Source organism: Pseudarthrobacter siccitolerans, from assembly GCF_030823375.1.
Classification (GTDB): domain Bacteria; phylum Actinomycetota; class Actinomycetes; order Actinomycetales; family Micrococcaceae; genus Arthrobacter; species Arthrobacter siccitolerans_A.
On the sequence record NZ_JAUSXB010000001.1, the window covers coordinates 3,967,029 to 3,984,312 of the forward strand.

Consider the following 17,284-nt stretch of genomic DNA (forward strand, 5'->3'; position numbering starts at 1 on the left):
CCAAATTTGCGGCGGTTTGCTGAGGGGCGTTCAAGACCACCCGGGCTCGCCCGGAGGCTGGAGGCGCAGTGCTGGGAAGACCAGCGCCGATCGGGCCAACCATAAAGCTGCCCCGCATAGATCGACGGCCCCGCCCAGGGCTGGCCGCCTGCCTCGCCGCCGGGCTCGGCGCGCTCGCTGTACTTACCGGCTGCAGCGGGACCGGCAGCACCCTCTCCACAGCAGTCGAGGACAGCGCATCTGCCATCGCCACGGCCCGGCTTGCCCTGAGCCTAGATGCCGCGGGCAAGCTGACCGGTGCGGCCACGTCCACTGCCCTGGACGACGCACTCAAGGAGCTGGCAACCAGCCGGAATTCAGTGCTGAAACTCTCGCCCGCAAGCGAAGAGGACCGGCAATCGGTCCAGGAGGCACTCAGCGTCCTGGACGCCTGCACCTCCAGCCTCACCACCGCCCGCGACGCCGTAAACGGCGGTGACGGCGGCCCGTCCCTGTCCGACGGCGCCCCGTCCCTGTCCGACGGCGGCCAGCAGCTGTCCGAAGCGGCGGACCGCCTGTCCCAGCTGAGTGCAAAGGACGGCGGAAAGTGAAGCGGCTCCTCGGCGTCGCGCTCGGTGTGCTGACGGCGATCGGCGGATTCGTGGACATCGGCGACCTGGTGACCAACGCCGTCGTCGGTTCCCGCTTTGGACTCTCGCTGGTGTGGGTGGTGGGCGTGGGCGTGGTGGGCATCTGCCTGTTCGCCAATATGTCCGGGCGGGTGGCCGCGGCATCAGGCCGGGCAACGTTCGAGGTGATCCGCGAACGTCTCGGGGCGCGGGCAGGACTGGCCAACCTGTCCGCCTCCTTCCTCATCAACCTAATGACGGTAACGGCGGAAATCGGCGGGGTGGCCCTGGCGCTCCAGCTGGCCAGCAGCGTGCACTACCTGCTGTGGATCCCGGTGGCCGCGCTCGCGGTCTGGCTGGTGGTGTGGCGGGTCAAGTTTTCCGTCATGGAGAACGTCACCGGGCTGCTGGGACTGGCCCTGATCGTGTTTGCCGTGGCGCTGTTCCTGCTCAAACCGGACTGGGGAAACCTCGCCGGGCAGGCCCTGGCCCCCGCCGTGCCGGCCGAGGAAACCGCGCCCACCTACTGGTATTACGCCATCGCCCTGTTCGGCGCGGCCATGACGCCCTACGAGGTGTTCTTCTTCTCCTCCGGAGCGGTGGAGGAAGGCTGGTCCATCAAGGACCTGGTCCAGTCCAGGATCAACGTCCTGGTCGGCTTCCCGCTGGGCGGCCTGTTGTCCGTGGCGATCGCCGGCTGCGCCGCGGTGGTGCTTCTGCCCGCCGGGATCGCCGTGACGTCCCTTTCCCAGGTGATCCTCCCGGTCGCGGAGGGCGCGGGGAAGGTGGGGCTGGCGTTTGTGCTGGTGGGCCTCGTGGCGGCCACCTTCGGCGCGGCCCTGGAGACCACCCTCTCCAGCGGCTATACGCTGGCCCAGTTCTTCGGCTGGTCCTGGGGCAAGTTCCGCCGCCCAGCCCAGGCCGCCCGTTTCCACCTGGCCATGATCATCTGCCTGTTCATCGGACTGGCGGTCCTGGCCACCGGCGTGGACCCGGTGCTGGTGACCGAATACTCCGTGGTGTTCTCCGCGATCGCCCTTCCGCTCACGTACTTGCCCATCCTCATCGTGGCCAACGATCCGCAATACATGGGCCGGCACGTCAACGGCCGCCCGGTCAACGTGCTGGCCATGGCCTACCTGGTGATCATCCTGGTGGCCTCCCTGGCAGCAATACCCCTCATGATCGTGACAGGAGCCGGATCATGAACGCCATGCGGGCACTCACGCCGCCACCTCCGCTGGCAGGACGCCTCCTGGATGCGCAGCTGCACCTGCTGGACCGGCAGGTCATGGATAACGACGGCGTCCCGGTCACCACCGTGGACGACCTCGAGCTGAGCGGGCCTGCCCTGGATGTGGAGCTGGCGCCGGGGACGCCGGCCCCCGTCCTGACCGCGCTGTTGACCGGCCCGGTGCTGGGGACGCGCATATTCGGCGGCAGGCCGCCGTCGTCCCGGCTAATCCGCATCCCGTGGAAGGACGTTGCCGAGGTGGGCGTTGTAGTCCGCCTCGGCGTCGGCAGCGGGAACCTCGACGCCACCTGGGTGGAGCGCTGGATCCGGGACAAGGTCATCGCCCGCATCCCGGGAGGCCGCCATGATCCTCGGTGACCTCCTGGGCGTTCCTGTTTATAACGACGGCGGCACGCGGCTGGGCAGGGTGGCCGACGCGCGGTTCGTGGTGGACGGTGCCCCGCGGCAGCTTCTGGCCGAGGCGCGCCTGATGGGGCTGGTGGTCAGTCCGCACAGTGCGTCCTCGTTCCTAGGCTACGAGCGGACCGAACTGCGGCAGCCGTGGCCGCTGCCCGCTCTGCTGAGGTGGCGGCACCGGGGCTCATTCCTGGTGCTGTGGGAAGACGTCGCGATGATCGGTGCGCAGGGTGTCCGGCTGAGGGAAGGGTTCGCCGCATACTCGCCCGCGCTGGATTAGGGTGACAGGGCAGGCACCGGCATCACGTCAATATGCATCGGACTGCAGAGGTCTATCAGCCAGTCATGGCCGGGGCCAAGAGCAAAAATTCGTCCACTGCCGGGGACTACCTCGAAATCACCGGACGTGAGACGGTCGCCGAAGAACATGTATGCCCGGTCGCTGTTGTTCCTTCTCGACATCCACGCGATTCCTTCATATCCGGCACCGTGCGCAGCTTCGGCCCACTTCCTGGTTTGTGGGTAGGACTCACCAGGTGTATCCGTGAGCTGGCGTGCTTCCACGCGCAGGGTCCGTAAGCCGGATCCCAAGAATGAGGCCAGCCGAATCTCCCTCCGGCTGGTGAAAGCGGCCATGACCTTCGACTTGTAGTCGCCATACGCAAGCAAGCCTCCAGCAACAGGGATATTCCGCAGGAGGGTTTCAGCCACGGCCGCTTCCTTCGTCTCGGCAGCGTAGAGCACTGGAACCGTGGGTTCTCCAAAGAAGTGGAAGCGGCCGGCCCCCTTCGGCCCTGGATTGAATTCCAATGTGGCATATCGATTGTCGTAAACCCGGTGCATCCGTGTTCCGGCAGCTAACGCGATCTCCCGCGGCCGGAAGGGGTTCGGAGGATCTGGTGTCTCCGAATTGCCCGCTGTCACCAAGATGCCTCGAACTGGTCTTTGGCGGCAGCAAGGAGAAGGTCTTCCTCCCGGATAAAGTCCACAGGGCGGTGGGCCTCCTGGAAGTAGGAACTCGGGGAAATCAACCAGTGGACCAAGTCTTCATCGGATCGGCCATTTTCCCGGGCCAAAGTGATAAGCCTCGAAATAACCGGAAGGATCTCGCCGCGCTCCCGGTCAAACTGAAAACCAGGGTAGCGGTAGGAGTTGCCCCGCAAGATGCCTATGAGTTGGCCGGCGGACCGCTTCTCCGAAGCGGCATTCCGGTTCGGCTTCCTGGCCCCGAGGATGGCGCCGACTTCGACACTGGAAAACAACCCGAACTCCGCGCCAATGCGTCGCCACACATTCTCGGCCGCTTGAAGGCTGCGGGCCAACTGCGGCGAGGCAGGAGCGGGGTTGGCAGCCATGGCCGGACCAAGGGCACGAATGCTGCGCTGAACATTTTCCAGGGCTTCCGCGAGGCTCGGGGCCTCCTCCGATGCGCGCAGGGCCGGCATTTCTGGCGAGTGATGTGCTCGGCCGGAGATCCGATGCTGGGTGGTGACCACGGTCAGCTTCCTACCTCGGAGACGTTTCTGACGCTCCTATTGTAACGTCCAGATCGTGGGGCGGAAAGGATATCTCCAGTCTCGGCACTGCCCAGTCCCACCGGATCAGCTCCTGCTCGAGGCGGACCGCGGGACCGTACGCATCGTTTACGAGCCCTCCGTAAACTGCCGACTCATCCGCCGTCAACCGGTTCAGCGCCGCCTTGGACGGCGCAGGCTCCCTGCCCCACGCATCACGGTGCGCCAACAGCGTTGCCTCATCCATCATCAGGCTCACCACATGTGGGTGTACCGCCCGAAGCTGGTCAAGAATCTGGAAACCGTGCGTGTCCAGATCGCCCCAGTACAAGACCTCACAATTCCGCAGCCATGCCGCATCCCGCAATGAGGAGAAGCCGTAACCTGCACCGTAGATCACCAGCGTGTCCGCGTGCTCGGGGAGGGCCAGGAAATTGACCAGGTTCTCGGTGATCACCACTCTTCTGACAGGCAGTTCCAGGCTGCCGAAGGCCTCGGCGGTGACCGTCAGGTCCCGCGCCTGGCCCAGCAGCGGCAGGCTTGGATCCAGCGACCGGAATCTGACGAGTTCGGGTGGATGCAGGAACCCGTGCCGTGTTGCGAAACGGGCGGCAGGAGTCCGTGCTGGTTGCCCCAGCAGCGAACCAGGATCAACCTGATCGTCCAGCTGTTCATCGCCGTTGGAGCTGTTGCCTGCTGACGGTGCAGAGAGTGCCTCTGCCAGTTCGTCGATAACCCGCCGGTGGGTTTCGACGAACTTGGTATGCACCCCCGGCAGGCTGAGCTGCCGGACGTACACCCCCGGCTCCGGGTTATCCCGCAGCCAGAGGGCAACACGGGCAGCAGTCAAAGCGTCGGCGCCGAGTTCCACCAGCTTCAGCGGCCGCCGGAGCGCCCACGCGCGGAAGGCCGGGTCCAGCCCCGACAGTCCTTCGGCCAGCTCCACGAAGCGGGCGGCATCTTTCGCCCTGCCCGCAAAGGCGATTTCATCCTCCGCCGATGCGAACACCGCCGCCGCAGGCAACTGGTTCGAACCGATCGTGTTGCGGCCCACCTCGGCCGTCTCCAAAGTGAAGGGACCCACGGCGGCAAACAACTCGGCCGCCCACACACGGGCCGCAGCATAATCGCGCAAGAGGGCTGACGCCGTCGGACGTTTCAGGGCACGACGGCGGGGGTAGGCGCCGGCGGGATCCAGCAGTTCGCGGAGGAGCGAGCCGCTGTTCCACGCTTTCAGCGAGAGCGCCCGCAGGTCAGCCAGCGTGGTCTAGGACTCAGCGCGGGAGTCCCTTCCCAAAGCTCGCAAGCCCGGTTCGGGGCCCTCGGGACGCCGCTTAGCCACTCCGGTCCTTTTCGTGCCGGTCCTTCTCGTCACGGTATTCCTGGATGGTCATGTTGCGCAGCTGGGAATCGTCGCCGTTGGTGTTGGCCACGAACCCCACATGCGAAACGAACGGCTCTATCACGTGAATTTTCTGCAGGGGTGTGACGATCAGCAGCTGCAGCTTCATCCGCTGGAACAGCTCGAGCCCGTACCGCGCCGATTCGTCGGAGCCGCGGCCGAACGCCTCGTCAATCACCACGAACCGGAAACTCCGGCCGCTGCCGGCATTCCTGCCCGCACCCTTGCCGGATCCCAGCCCGAACTGGAACGCCAGGGCCGCGGCGAGGATGGTGTAGGCGAGCTTCTCTTTCTGGCCACCGGACTTGCCGCCGGAGTCCGTGAAGTGCTCGTACTCCTCGCCGGTTTCGGTCCATTTCTCGGAGGCAGAGAAGGTAAACCAGTTCCGCACATCGGTGACCTTGGCGGTCCACTTCCGGTCCAGGTCGGTGAGCCCTTCGCGGCCCCGGAACCGGTCGATCAGCCGCTCCACCTGCAGGTACTTCTGCTCCGAGTACTGGTCCTCATCGCCGATGGTCCCCTCCGAGCATCCCCGCAGGTCGCTGCCGAACTCGCGCACGTCCTGGTCGGAGGTGGCCTGGTGCTCGAGCTGGATATGACGGCCGGTGTTGTACGGAATCCCCGCCAGCGACTCGTTGATCTCGCCGATCCGGGCCACGATGTTCTGCCGCCGGCTGTCCAGGAACGCATTGAACGCCACCACCTCGCGGATGGTGTTCTGGTTCAGCAGGTTCTTGAACTGGTCCTCGAACCGGGGCAGATCATTGCCCACCAGCTGTTCAAGGAGCCGGTTGTAGTCTGCAGCGGCCTCCAGTGACGCGTCGAAGTCAGTGGTTTCGTTCGGGTACTTGTTGCGGAAGTCCGCCATCTGCCGGATGGTGCCCTCTGCCGCCCGGGCGATCCGCTTGGACAGGGCGTCGATGGTGTCCGTCAGCCCCGAACGGACTGTGCTCTCCACGGTGCCTGTGTTCCGGTACGTCAGCGGTTTCTCGCCGAGTGCCGCATCGGTGAGGCGTTCGACGGCGGCCAGCACCGCGGCGTCGTCCGTCACCGGGGTCTCCGCCAGGATGCCCCGGCACTCCCCGATGGCCTCGGCGATGTCCCCGGCATCCTTCTCGTTGGCGCCCAGCCGCTGCTGCAGCTTCCCGGCTTTGTCCTCCAGCCGTTCCAGCTGGGCACCCACCTCGGCCTTCTTCGCCATGAGCTGCTGCAGGACGTCGCTGGTGGTCTCCAGCGCGCGCTTCTCCGCTTTCAGGTCCTCGATGCTGCGGGCAGTTGCTTGCCAGCTGATCCCGCCGAACTCTGCCACTGAGCGGACGGTCCCCAGCTGCTGGTTGTACCGGCCCAGCGCCCCCAGTTCTGCATTGACCTTGTCCAGCTGGCCGGCAATCACCTTGAGCTGGCCCTGGACCTCGTCCTGTTCGGCGCGGAACCGGGCGATTTTGTCGTGGTTGTCCCAGCCCAGCACGTAGTTGCGCCGGTCCGCCAGGTCCTTGCGGTCGTCTTTCTCGTGCCTGCCCCGCCCGCCTTTAAGCTGGCCGTTCACGGTCAGTGCCTTGGGGTAGCGGCGGAAGTCAGCCAGGTTGTCGCAGCAGAAGTAGTCGAACCGGTTGTTGAGTTCGTCCTGCAGGAATTCCCTGAAGGGCGTCCCCTGCTTAATGGCGATCTTTGCTGCCAGAGTTCCCGGCTCAGGTTGCCGGTGGTTGAGCCCGTCGAAACCGAAATCCCCGATCCGCAGGTACACCAGCCTGCCGCGCAGATTGTTGGCGTCCACCCAGGCGCTGACGGCGGCGTAGTGCTCCGCGGGGACCAGGAGTGAGAGGGCGAAACCGTGCAGGGTCCGTTCGGCGGCACCCTCCCAGGCCGATTCGCCGTCGCGTACCTTGAGCAGCTCACCCACATAGGGCAGCTCGGTTTCATTGATCGCTGTTCCTTCGCCAAGCCGGCGGCGGATGTCCAGTTGGGGGAGCGGGATCAGGTTCCGCCGGGCCTGCAGGCTGGTGAGTTCGGCGGCGATGTCCGCAGCCTTGGCCTTGCGCTCGGACTGCTGGATGGACAGTGCTGTGCGGTCCTCCTGCAGAGCACCGGACCGGCGTGCCAGGTCCTGTTCCACCTCTGTGAGCCTTGCCCGGTTGGCATCGAACAGGACGCGGTCCTCGGGAATCTGCAGGCCCAGGCCGGCCGCCGCGGCGGAATAAGCCTCAAACCGCTGCCGCTGTTCGGCGGACTTGGCTTCGAGGGCGGACAGCTCGGCCTCGATCGCGGTCAGCCGGCCGCCCCCGTTGGTGCGGATGTCCTGCTCCAATCCGGCGAGGTCCCGGCGCCGCTGCTTGATTTCGCCGCCGAGCCGGGCGGAGTCTTCCTGCAGCCGCAGGCCCGTCCGCTCCAGCTCGGCCTGGTGCTCCAGGCTGAGCTGCAGCTTCCGGTCGGTGAACCAGGGATGCAGCTGGTCGCGCTGCCGCCGGGCCAGTTCGTCGTCGGCGCTGAGCTTCGCGTGCTGGTCCGCGCCGGACTTGATCGGCGTCAGCAAGGTGATCTGGTCCTTGGCGCGCAGGACGGCGTCATGGGCTTTCTTCAGGTCGTCGAAGTGGCTGATCAGCTTGGCTATGCGCTCGCCGACGTCGTCATCCTCCAGCATGTTGGTGCGCACGAAGGAGGTGATGTTCTCGACCTGCTTCATGGACACCGTACGGTGGAACAGCTCCATTGCCTGGTTGCCGCTGATGCCGAACTGCCGTTTGAAGGCCGCTGCGTAGGGATCGAAGCTGTCATGGACAGACACGCCGGCGGCCCGGAGCTTCTTCTTCAGCTTCATCGGGTCCTGGCCGAAGTTGGCGAAGTCCGCGGCAATCGACTGGTCCGCTTCCGCCAGGGAGTAGAACCTGTTGGGCGTCCCGGCCTCCTGGGTGGCCCACAGCGTGATGGCCAGCGTGACGGACTTGCCCAGGACAGCATTGTGGAAGATCCCGAGAACCACGGTCAGCTGCCCGGTTCCGCGCAGGGCCACCGGCCTGGAGTACTCGCCGCCGGTGCTCCGGGCGCTTTTGTGGAAGCCCCTGACGTAGGACATCAGGGAGCGTTCTTTTTTCTGCGCCCCGGCGGCCTTGTTGTACTCGATCTTGTGTGCGGGCAGCAGCAGCGTGGTGATCGCGTCCACCACCGTGGACTTGCCGGAGCCGATGTCGCCGGTGAGCAGGCTGTTCGCCCCGTCCAGCAGGAACGTCCGCACCCCCTGGTGGAACGTGCCCCAGTTGAGCAGCTCGAGGCGGTGCAGCCGGAAGCCAGGGGGAGTGCCGCCGCTCGCCGCCGCGTCATCGAGGCTGAACAGGCTGTCCTGGAAGTCCGTTTCAAGGTCTGCTGTCATTTTTCCTCCTCCTGTGCCTCGGCCCGGCGCTCTCCAGCGACCCGTTCTGCGGCGGGCGGCTCTCCGGCGAGCGTCGCCCGGTAGTCGGCCAACCGCGCGTCGAACTCTTCGAGCCACTGCGCGTCCACGTATGCCTTGAGGATGCGCGCCACCTCATAGGTGTCCGCCTGCCCTGTGAGCTTGCGCAGGAAACCGAGCTCCTGCACTTTCTTGATGTCCGCTCCCAGCCTGTCCAGGATCTTCGCTTCGTTGCTGGATTCCGGCAGGAACACCGAAACCATGTCGGCGATGTCCTGCCCGGTCATGATGAGCCGGAGTTCGCTGCTGTTGGTGTCGAACTCCAGCATGCGGCCGCGCAGCAGTGCCAGCAGCAGGCTGACGTTGAAGGTCAGGGTCCGGCGGGCGATGAGCCGCGGCAGGGTGCCGTCCGGATCTTCACGTGACCGGAGGAACGCGTAGCCTTCCGATTCGTCCAGGATCAGGTCAAGGCCCAGCACGGAAACGTAATCGCGCACGTGTGAGGTCAGGCCGAGCAGGGACTGCCAGACTTTCTCGTCGTTTTCTGCGTAGAGGACGCCTTTGAAGAGGCGGGTGACGACGGCGGGAAGTTCCTCGTGCGTGCGGGCTTCGGTATCCGTGCTGGCTGGGTTGGAGGGGTTCATGCCGGCCTTCCGAAGATGATCTGTTCAACGGTGGCTTCGCGGACGCTTCCGTCCGCCAGTTGCCAGGAGAGGTGCTGGGACCGCGCCGGATTGATGGTGGCCCAATCGGATTCTGTGGCCAGCTGGAAGTAGCCGACGATTTCCGCCAGGCCCTGGGAGAGCGGGTAGGCGGCCGTGAGGTCGGCAAGGGTGGCCTGGTCCGCCTCGGCGAGGACGGCGTCGATGTTGGCCTTCAGGCGTTCCTTGTCCACATGGAACTGGTTGAACAGGGCGGCGGCGTCAACATCGCCGTCGTCGGCTGTTTCGATCAAGTCGTCCACCATCACCTTCCGGCTGGGCTCGTACAGCGGCCGCTCGAACGGCAGCACCACGTCCACGGACGGTGCGTCAATCTCCATGAAGACGCCCGACGGCGGTGCCTCCCTGGTGGCAAGGGTGCCCGATTCGACGCTGCGGATCAGCTGCATGATGCGCTTGTTTTCCAGGAACACCTTGTCATCGAGAAGCCGGCGCATCTGCTGGGACAGCTGGCGGACCGTGGCCTGCGTCTGCTCCACAGCGGGAAGCCAGTCCTGGTGCAGGTTCGCCACGGCGTCCAGGCTGTCGGTTTTTGCCAATGCCTCGATCCGGGTGGCCCGCTGGAGCAGGTCCTGCAGTTCGCTGCGCAGCTGCGGGGACATCAGGTAATCCCAGAAGCCCTGGAACGTGCGGCCCTGCAGGGAGCTGCTGATGTCCTGCTGGTTGGTGAAGATCGATTCGAGGAGTTCGCCCTGGGTTCCGTCCCAGGTGGCGATCTGCTCCCGGACCTGGCGGTCCAGCTTGCGGAAGTTCTGTTCGACTTCGCGGAAATCGGACAGTAGGTCCCTGGCCAGGGCGGTCAATTGCTGGAGGTGGTCCAGCGCTTCCGGGCCGGTCATGACGCGGATGTTGCCGTCACGGATCCGCTGCATCTCGGCGTCGATCCCGTCCCGCTGCCGCTGCAGCTCCGCGAGCCGGACTTCCGGGTCCGTCTCGGACTGCTGGACCAGCTGTTTCAGGACCGCGAAGATGCTGGTGAGCCTGGACTGCGTGGCCACGAAATCCCGTCCGCGCAGGTTCTCCACCCAGCGGATTACGTCCTCGGCGGCTGCGGTTAAGTCGTAGTGGGGCTCGTCCACACCCGGGACGTAGTACTTCCGCAGCCATTTGCGGCCGTCCGCCGCCCAGTCATCGAGGTATTCTCCGGTGGGGCGGGGGAACTTGTCCTGGCCGTCATTGTCCCGCAGCCCGAACAGCACGTCATCCAGCACATCAATAAGTTCCTGCCGGCCCAGGTTCCGCTGGTTAGGGCCGGTGAATGCCGCCATGAAGAAGGTCAGGGCCAGCGGGGCGTTCTGGGCACGAAGCAGTGACCATCCTGCATGGTTCTCCCGCAGGGAATTGATGGCGTAGTAGTCCATGGGGTCCTCTGGACGGAAATAGGCGTGACGATGACCGATGAGGCCTAAGCTACACGTTGCCTCCGACAATTTCCGCGGAGGCAGAGCGAACGGTCTCCACAGAAAGCGTAGCAACCTGGTCTGCTTCAGGAGCAGTAACTAGAGGTAGTCGCCCGCCCGCTCACGAGCAACTTCCAACAGGGTGGAATGGAAGGCAACTTCAGCTGGGGCGTAGACCTTGTCCTGGCGCTGCGCCAGCAGTATCCGCCGCAGCGGTGCGCCAGGCCCGAGGCTGAGTACCCTCACGTCGGGATGCTGGAGTGACACGGCGGTTTTCGGCACCATGGCCACGCCCATGCCGACGCTCACCATGGCCTGCGCCTCCTGGTAATCATTGGCCAGGAAACCAATGGTTGGTTCGAAGCCGGCGTCGTGGGCCGAGCGCTGCAGGACCTCCACCACCGGATGGGCCTCCGCCCGGACGATCCACGACTCGTTGCGCAGGTCCTCCATGCTGACCTGGTCCCGCCCTGCCAGCTTATGGCCGCGGGCCACCAGGATCACCGTGCTCTCCTGGAAGACCTCGGTGACCCGGATGGACTCGTCCTCGAAGCGGTTCCAGGGGTAGTCCCAGAGCAGGCACAGTCCCGTGACGCCGGATTCCAGGTCCCCCACCAGCTCGTCGAAGCGGGCGCTGCGCAGTGAAAGGCCGATGGCAGGGTAGCGCTTCTTGAAGGTCCGAATGACGATGGGCAGGAAGGACCCGGCCAGGGTGGGGAAGGTGCCTACCGTCAGCGATCCGCGCTTCAGGCCGGCGATCTGGCCCAGGTCGGACTGGGCTGCCTTCATTTGCCGGACGATCTTACGGGCATGACCGGCGAGTACCTGGCCGGCCTCAGTGGGCACCACCCCGCGGGAGCGGCGGTTCAGCAGGGGCTGCCCCACCTCCTGCTCGAGCTTCCGCAACTGCTGGGAAACGGCCGAAGGGGTATACATCATCAGCTCGGCGGCAGCGGTGATGGATCCCTGCTCCACCACCTCCAGGAGCAGGGCAAGCCGCCGGATATCGAACAGCGGCTGATCCTCTTCGTTAAGCATCGGTTTGCCTCTCTCTGCTTTTCGTTCATTCACTGCAGGAAGCCAGTGAAACCGGAGCTGGCCCGGTGCTTCACGAGCCTTCATCGGTGCTCGAGCCAATCTGATGGCCCATAGGTAGCAGTGAATGAAGCAACTCTACATTCCTCTTCACAAATCCAACATTGTCCTAAAGTGTGATCTGGCTCAATCTTTTCTCAGGCCCCCAAAAGTTATTGGGGCGAAGGAGAGGTGGAAGTCGATGAAGATCGAAGCGGAATGGATGCGTGGAGGTACCAGCAAGTGCTGGGTGTTCGAAGCAGAGCACCTCCGGGAGGGCGGCACCAGCCTCGATGTGCTGCTGCCGCGGCTGTTCGGCAGTCCCGACCCGCGCCAGATTGACGGCGTCGGCGGCGCGACCTCCACCACCAGCAAAGCAATAATCCTGCACCGGCCCGCCGGCGGGGACATCGACGTCGAATACACCTTCGCCCAGGTGGGCATCGAAGAAGCCGGTGTGGACTGGGGCAGCAACTGCGGAAACGGCTCCGCCGTCGTGGGCCTGTACGCGATCGAGAAAGGCTGGGTGGTCCCCACCGGAGACATCACCCGGATCGTCACCCGCAACACGAACACCAACCAAATCATCGTCCAGCGCGTACCAACTCCTGCAGGTGCCCTGCCCGGCATTCCCGAAGGGGAGATGCCCGGCGTGCCGTTCCCCGGCTACCCCGTAGGGCTCGGCTTCCAGGACCCCGCCGGCAAAACCACCGGGGCGCTGCTTCCCACCGGCGCCCCAACGGACACCATCGCAGCCGGCGGAACCTCCTGGACCGTATCAATGGTCGACGCCGGAGCACCGGTGGTGATGGTCCGCGCGGAGGAGCTGGGCCTGGACCCAACCCGTTACGAGAGCTGGCGGGCAGGGGTGGAGCTGCAGTTGGACACCCTGGAGCAGATCCGGCGGCAGGCAGCCGTGCGGATGGGGCTGGCCCCCACCACCGCCGAAGCTGCCCGGGCCATCCCCAAGCTCGCCATCGTGGCCGCCCCCGGCAACGCCGAACGCGGCTCCGACGTCAACGTCATGATGCTCTCCATGGGCAAGCCCCACCCGGCCCTGGCCATCACCGGCAGCATCGCCCTGACCCTGGCCGCCCGCACCACGGGCACCGTTATGCACGCCCTCACAGGCGGAACCGTAGGGGCCACCCTGCGGCTGCGGACCCCCGCCGGGGTGATTGAAACCTGGAGCGAGGAGCACAACGGAAGCCTGCTCGTTGGCGTCGACCGCACTGCCCGCACTATCGCCACCACCATCATCCACCTCCCCGAGGTTTCCGGCCGCCCAGCAGCTGCCGCCCTCGCGGGAGCCACTCAATGAGGAGTAAGCACCATGACTAAGACTGCGCAACGCCCCACCGACACTGTTGAAGAGACGCGGGACCAACAGTCACCGCGCCCCAACCGCCGCCGTATCCTACTCATGGTGGTGGCCGGCCTCACCCTCCTGAGCCTGGCTGCCCTTGTGCTGGGAGGTGGCATCCTTAACCCGGCTGCCACCTCGGAACCGGAGCACACCATGACCGCCGTACAGATCATCCCGCTCGTCATCCTCGTGGTGATGTTCGTCGTCGCCACCAAATGGCCGCTGAACATCGGCGTGATGGGGCTGGTGGCGTCCTTCGGAGTCGGCTACTTCATGCTCGGCATGAGCGACAAGCAGATCCTCGAGGAATTCCCGGCCAGCATCGTCCTGACGATCATCGGCGTCACCTACTTCTTCAGCATGGCGCAGCGGAACGGCACCATCAACATCATCGTCCAGACCTGCGTCCGCCTTGTCCGGGGCAAGACGATGCTGCTGCCCTGGGTCTTCTTCCTGATCGCTGCCGCGCTGACGTCGCTGGGCACCTTCTCGCCGGCCGCCGTCGCCCTGCTGGCACCCGCGGCCCTCGGCTTTGCGTACGAGTCCCGCATCCACCCCGTTGTGATGGGCGCGTTCATTATCAACGGCGCCCACGCCGGCGGCTTCTCACCACTGTCCGTCGCTGGCGTGCTGGTGCACGACATCTCGGTAAAGAACGGCTTTCCCATTGACCAGGGCTCGCTCTTCGCGGCCAGCTTCGCCCTGAACCTCATCCTCTCCGCCCTCACGGTGGCCCTGTTCGCCCTCTTGGGTAAGCTGCGTGACGGCGAAGGCGGCCAGCATGCCGACATCGACACCACCAGCACCGGCCGCCCCCACGGCCAGCAGATCCTCACCCTGGTCCTGATCGCGGCAATGCTGGTGTGCACCTTGGGCTTCCACATGCCCATCGGCTTCGTTGCCCTCGCCGCTGGCCTCTTGCTGGCATTCGTGAACATCAAAGAACACCAGACCTTCATCGGCGGCATTTCCTGGTCCACCGTCCTACTCGTGGCCGGCATGATCACCTACGTCTCCCTCCTCCAGCACGTGGGCGTCATCGACACCCTCGCCGAGCAGGCACTGGCACTGGGTGCGCCCCTGCTGATCGCCCTGGTGCTCTGCTACGTCATCGGTGTCGGCTCCGCCTTCGCCTCCTCCACCGCCCTGTTGACCGCGTTCATCCCGCTCGCAGGCCCTCTCTTGGCGTCCAGTTCGCTGAGCGCTTCGGGTACGGTGGCGGCCCTGGCGATCGCCGCGACAGTGGTTGACGTTTCCCCCTTCTCCACCGACGGCGCGCTGGTGGTTGCCAACGCCCGCGACAACGACCGCCAGCGCGTCTACAAGCAGCTGATGATGTACTCCGGCGGCGTGGTGCTGGTAGCTCCGGCTTTGGCCTGGGCCCTGCTGGTACCCACCGGCATCATGTAGCCAATACTCTCCATCTGGACCTACCGCAACGGCCCGTCAGCGCTTCGGCTGAGGGGCCGTTGCCGTTGAGAAGACGGGTTCATGCGCGCCGGCCCGCGAGGTGCTCCACCACGTACCGGGCGTCGTCGCCCACCAGGCCAACCGTCGCGGAGGCGTGCCTCGTCAGCCAGGGCAGTCCTACCGCGTAGAGGCCGGGGACCTCAGTGACTCCCTGGCTGTGCCGCGGGTAATTCCACTCATCCAGCACCGGGATGTCCAGGAAGCTGAAGTCCAGGCTGTAGCCGGTGGCCCAGATGATGGACCTGATGTTTTCCGTCTCCAGGTCCAGCCGGGCGCCGGACTCCGCGGGAAGCCACGGATCGTCCGGGACAGGGTCGGCAGCTGGCGCCTCGATGCCAGCCGCCTGGATGTAGGCGTCCGCCAGCCTCAGCCGCTGGCTGAACCCCGCCTCCACCAGCGCCAGGCGTCCGGGAAGATCGTCACTAAAGGTGAGGACGCCGTCGGCCGCTCCCTCGAAGCGGCCGTGCAGGCAGACTCCGCGGCGCCCGAGCTCCCGCATGTGGATGCTGTGTCCGCCGCCGTTGCCGGAGATCAGCGGATTGCAGAGGAAACGGCCGGCGGGGGAGGGGAGGTTCTCCACCTGGAGCCCGTTGAAGCCGTACTCCGGACCGTGGAGGTTCAGCTCGAGGATCCAGTGGAGGACGTCCTGGCCACGGTACCGGCGCGGGGCCTCGGGGCAGGTTGAAACGGACAGGTGCACCTGGCGGCCGGCGTCCAGCAGGTCCTCGGTGATCTGGCCGCCGGATTGGCCGGTGCCCACCACCAGGACAGCGCCATCGGGCAGCTGCCGCGGGTTGCGGTAGTCGTGGCTGTGCAGCTGATGCACGTGAGCGGGGATGTCCGCGGAGGCCGAGGGGACGCGCGCGTGCTGGAACGCGCCGTTCGCGAGGACCACATTCGCCGCGGCCAGCGGGCCGCTGGTGGTTTCCACCGTGAAGGTGCCGTCTGTCCTGCTGATCCTCGTAGCCTCTGTCTCCAGCTGCACCGGTGCGGCGATCCGCCGGGCGTAATGGCGGAAAAGCTCGATGACGGCATCGCGGGGAATGAAAACGTCCGGTTCGGAGCCGCCATACGGGAGCCCCGGGAGCCTGCAGAAAAAGTTGGGCGTGTTCAGGTAAAAGGAGTCCCACCGGTCCTGCCAGGCCCCGCCCAGCCCGCTCCGCCGCTCCAGGAGCAGGTGCTCCACGCCGTGCTGCGTGAGCCAGTAACTGGTGGCCAGCCCCGCCTGCCCTGCGCCAATCACCAGGGTGTTGACGCTTCGTGCTTTCTCCATGATGTTCTCCTGGTCAGGAGGGGGTGAATCTGTTGGCAGGATACGCCCGTCCCGCCGCTGTGGTAATCAGTGTCCCGAAACTCCTGTAGTGTTGATCCTGTTGTTGTGTTTATGCAGTTGGTAGTTCAGGCAGTACGCGCGGTCGAAAGTCCGCGTTCTTCTGAAGTAGCGGTTTTGAACACCCCACACCGGAGGACCCGAAAGTCGGGACTTTTCCTCCACCTTCACGAAGGACAAAAATAATGGCTACTGGTACCGTCAAATGGTTTAACGCTGAAAAGGGCTTCGGCTTCATTTCCCCCGATGACTCCTCGCAGGATGTTTTCGCACACTACTCTGCGATCAACTCCAACGGCTTCCGCTCCCTCGAAGAGAACCAGAAGGTTTCCTTCGAAACCGAGCAGGGCCCCAAGGGTCCCCAGGCCACCAACATCCAGGCTCTCTAATTTCTTAGGGAAACTGGGGCCTTTGGGTTTCAATTTTTGAGCAGGGCCGGTCACTGACCGGCCCTGCTTTTGTTTAACCCGGCCGTGCTACAACGGCTTGATGCGAAGGGTTGTCCCGGGAGGGTTGGCTCCGGCGGGTTCCGGCAGGCTCAACCACCGGTGAGGGTCCCGGGAGGCTCAACCACCGACAGGCTCAGCCGCCTGTCTAGTGCAGCCCCATCGCGTTCCGGACTTCGTCGAGAATGTGATGCATGGCGGTTTCCGCGGCAACGGCGTCTCCTCCGGCCACGGCGGCAGCCACATCCTCATGTGCCTGGAGCGCTTCGTTCCTGGGCTTGAACGGCATGAGCCCCTGCTGGGTCCGGCTGGTCAGCACCTCGGCCACCATGCCTTCCAGGGCGAGGAACATTTCGTTGCCGCAGCTCTCCAGCAGCAGGCAGTGGAACTCGATATCGGCCGCGAGAAACGCCTCGAGCTCGCCTGCCTCGCCCAGCCGGCGGAGGTCGGCGGCAAGGGAAGTGAGCTTGGCCCGCTCGGCGGCGCTTGCGCGGCGCGCGGCCCCGGCTGCGGCAATGGGTTCGACGGCGATGCGCAGCTCCGTCAGGCTGCTGTACTGGACGTCCCGCCGGTCGGAGGCAAGCCGCCAGCGCACCAGCTTGGGGTCGAAGACATTCCAGAACCGGCGCTCCTGCACCACAATGCCCACCCGCCGCCGCGAGTACACCAGGTTCATTGATTCGAGGACTTTCATGGTGTCCCGCGCAACGGTGCGCGAAATCCCGTACTCGTGCTGGAGCCCTTCGAGGGTGAGCCGGCTTCCGGGCGGCAGGTCGCCGGAGGCGATGGCTACGCCAAGTGCCTCCACAACGCGTCCCTGCATGGCGGGGGAGGTCCCGCCGTCGTCCGCCCTGTCCTGGTCCTGTGGTGTCGCCGTCGACATCTTCCTGCCTTCCTTTGCGCGCCTGCGCGCGGTATC

The 17,284-nt window shown here is 65.4% G+C and carries 16 protein-coding genes; 7 read left to right on the top strand and 9 right to left on the bottom strand.

Annotation, left to right across the window (positions count from 1 at the left end; all coding sequences use genetic code 11):
* Nucleotides 1-68: 68 nt before the first annotated feature.
* The 4 genes from QFZ36_RS18530 to QFZ36_RS18545 are packed head-to-tail and all read left to right on the top strand — an operon-like array spanning nucleotide 69 to nucleotide 2,539.
* Nucleotides 69-590, top strand: a complete 522-nt coding sequence (locus tag QFZ36_RS18530; RefSeq protein ID WP_306638523.1) for a hypothetical protein — start codon at nucleotides 69-71, stop codon at nucleotides 588-590.
* A complete protein-coding gene (locus QFZ36_RS18535) occupies nucleotides 587-1,816 on the top strand; it encodes an Nramp family divalent metal transporter (RefSeq protein WP_306638524.1) in 1,230 nt (409 codons plus the stop codon). The genes QFZ36_RS18530 and QFZ36_RS18535 overlap by 4 nt, the downstream gene beginning before the upstream one ends.
* Nucleotides 1,813-2,220, top strand: a complete 408-nt coding sequence (locus tag QFZ36_RS18540; RefSeq protein ID WP_306638526.1) for a hypothetical protein — start codon at nucleotides 1,813-1,815, stop codon at nucleotides 2,218-2,220. The genes QFZ36_RS18535 and QFZ36_RS18540 overlap by 4 nt, the downstream gene beginning before the upstream one ends.
* Nucleotides 2,207-2,539, top strand: coding sequence for a PRC-barrel domain-containing protein (locus tag QFZ36_RS18545; RefSeq protein ID WP_306638527.1), 333 nt, complete (start codon nucleotides 2,207-2,209; stop codon nucleotides 2,537-2,539). Before QFZ36_RS18540 ends, QFZ36_RS18545 begins: the two co-directional genes overlap by 14 nt.
* Here QFZ36_RS18545 and QFZ36_RS18550 read toward each other — a convergent pair.
* The 7 genes from QFZ36_RS18550 to QFZ36_RS18580 all read right to left on the bottom strand — a co-directional run bounded on the left by QFZ36_RS18550 (nucleotide 2,536) and on the right by QFZ36_RS18580 (nucleotide 11,717).
* Nucleotides 2,536-3,102, bottom strand: a complete 567-nt coding sequence (locus QFZ36_RS18550; RefSeq protein ID WP_306639271.1) for an RES family NAD+ phosphorylase — start codon at nucleotides 3,100-3,102, stop codon at nucleotides 2,536-2,538. The two genes, QFZ36_RS18545 and QFZ36_RS18550, sit on opposite strands and share 4 nt — an antisense overlap.
* A 77-nt stretch (nucleotides 3,103-3,179) precedes the next feature.
* Nucleotides 3,180-3,755 (bottom strand): hypothetical protein, encoded by a 576-nt coding sequence (locus QFZ36_RS18555; protein ID WP_306638529.1) that lies wholly within the window; start codon nucleotides 3,753-3,755, stop codon nucleotides 3,180-3,182.
* A 10-nt stretch (nucleotides 3,756-3,765) separates the two neighbouring features.
* Complete coding sequence (locus QFZ36_RS18560; protein ID WP_306639272.1) at nucleotides 3,766-5,034, bottom strand: Wadjet anti-phage system protein JetD domain-containing protein; 1,269 nt, start codon at nucleotides 5,032-5,034, stop codon at nucleotides 3,766-3,768.
* Nucleotides 5,035-5,107: 73 nt separating this feature from the next.
* Nucleotides 5,108-8,539: an ATP-binding protein gene (locus QFZ36_RS18565; protein ID WP_306638531.1), complete on the bottom strand. Its 3,432-nt coding sequence runs from the start codon at nucleotides 8,537-8,539 to the stop codon at nucleotides 5,108-5,110.
* Nucleotides 8,536-9,201, bottom strand: coding sequence for a DUF4194 domain-containing protein (locus tag QFZ36_RS18570; protein ID WP_306638533.1), 666 nt, complete (start codon nucleotides 9,199-9,201; stop codon nucleotides 8,536-8,538). Before QFZ36_RS18570 ends, QFZ36_RS18565 begins: the two co-directional genes overlap by 4 nt.
* Nucleotides 9,198-10,640: a DUF3375 domain-containing protein gene (locus QFZ36_RS18575; protein WP_306638534.1), complete on the bottom strand. Its 1,443-nt coding sequence runs from the start codon at nucleotides 10,638-10,640 to the stop codon at nucleotides 9,198-9,200. Before QFZ36_RS18575 ends, QFZ36_RS18570 begins: the two co-directional genes overlap by 4 nt.
* Nucleotides 10,641-10,778: 138 nt before the next feature.
* A complete protein-coding gene (locus QFZ36_RS18580) occupies nucleotides 10,779-11,717 on the bottom strand; it encodes a LysR family transcriptional regulator (protein ID WP_306638535.1) in 939 nt (312 codons plus the stop codon).
* Between the two features lie 238 nt (nucleotides 11,718-11,955).
* On the opposite strand from QFZ36_RS18580, the gene QFZ36_RS18585 reads away from it, so the two are divergent.
* Nucleotides 11,956-13,074: a PrpF domain-containing protein gene (locus QFZ36_RS18585; protein ID WP_306638536.1), complete on the top strand. Its 1,119-nt coding sequence runs from the start codon at nucleotides 11,956-11,958 to the stop codon at nucleotides 13,072-13,074.
* 12 nt (nucleotides 13,075-13,086) lie between these two features.
* Nucleotides 13,087-14,529, top strand: a complete 1,443-nt coding sequence (locus QFZ36_RS18590) for an SLC13 family permease (protein ID WP_306638537.1) — start codon at nucleotides 13,087-13,089, stop codon at nucleotides 14,527-14,529.
* Between the two features lie 79 nt (nucleotides 14,530-14,608).
* Here the strand turns inward: QFZ36_RS18590 and QFZ36_RS18595 are convergent, their stop codons facing one another.
* Complete coding sequence (locus QFZ36_RS18595; protein ID WP_306638538.1) at nucleotides 14,609-15,862, bottom strand: flavin-containing monooxygenase; 1,254 nt, start codon at nucleotides 15,860-15,862, stop codon at nucleotides 14,609-14,611.
* 242 nt (nucleotides 15,863-16,104) lie between these two features.
* Here QFZ36_RS18595 and QFZ36_RS18600 point away from each other — a divergent pair, with 242 nt between their 5' ends.
* A complete protein-coding gene (locus QFZ36_RS18600; RefSeq protein WP_050056011.1) occupies nucleotides 16,105-16,308 on the top strand; it encodes a cold-shock protein in 204 nt (67 codons plus the stop codon).
* Nucleotides 16,309-16,513: 205 nt separating this feature from the next.
* Here QFZ36_RS18600 and QFZ36_RS18605 read toward each other — a convergent pair whose 3' ends face one another.
* Nucleotides 16,514-17,248: a FadR/GntR family transcriptional regulator gene (locus tag QFZ36_RS18605; RefSeq protein WP_306638539.1), complete on the bottom strand. Its 735-nt coding sequence runs from the start codon at nucleotides 17,246-17,248 to the stop codon at nucleotides 16,514-16,516.
* Between the last annotated feature and the right edge of the window lie 36 nt (nucleotides 17,249-17,284).

Coding starts and splice junctions, on each gene's coding strand:
- QFZ36_RS18570 (WP_306638533.1), bottom strand. CDS start 9,201: ATGAACCCCTCCAACCCAGCCAGCACGGATACCGAAGCCCGCACGCAC.
- QFZ36_RS18605 (WP_306638539.1), bottom strand. CDS start 17,248: ATGTCGACGGCGACACCACAGGACCAGGACAGGGCGGACGACGGCGGG.
- QFZ36_RS18600 (WP_050056011.1), top strand. CDS start 16,105: ATGGCTACTGGTACCGTCAAATGGTTTAACGCTGAAAAGGGCTTCGGC.
- QFZ36_RS18565 (WP_306638531.1), bottom strand. CDS start 8,539: ATGACAGCAGACCTTGAAACGGACTTCCAGGACAGCCTGTTCAGCCTC.
- QFZ36_RS18580 (WP_306638535.1), bottom strand. CDS start 11,717: ATGCTTAACGAAGAGGATCAGCCGCTGTTCGATATCCGGCGGCTTGCC.
- QFZ36_RS18545 (WP_306638527.1), top strand. CDS start 2,207: ATGATCCTCGGTGACCTCCTGGGCGTTCCTGTTTATAACGACGGCGGC.
- QFZ36_RS18585 (WP_306638536.1), top strand. CDS start 11,956: ATGAAGATCGAAGCGGAATGGATGCGTGGAGGTACCAGCAAGTGCTGG.
- QFZ36_RS18595 (WP_306638538.1), bottom strand. CDS start 15,862: ATGGAGAAAGCACGAAGCGTCAACACCCTGGTGATTGGCGCAGGGCAG.
- QFZ36_RS18590 (WP_306638537.1), top strand. CDS start 13,087: ATGACTAAGACTGCGCAACGCCCCACCGACACTGTTGAAGAGACGCGG.
- QFZ36_RS18550 (WP_306639271.1), bottom strand. CDS start 3,102: ATGCACCGGGTTTACGACAATCGATATGCCACATTGGAATTCAATCCA.
- QFZ36_RS18575 (WP_306638534.1), bottom strand. CDS start 10,640: ATGGACTACTACGCCATCAATTCCCTGCGGGAGAACCATGCAGGATGG.
- QFZ36_RS18540 (WP_306638526.1), top strand. CDS start 1,813: ATGAACGCCATGCGGGCACTCACGCCGCCACCTCCGCTGGCAGGACGC.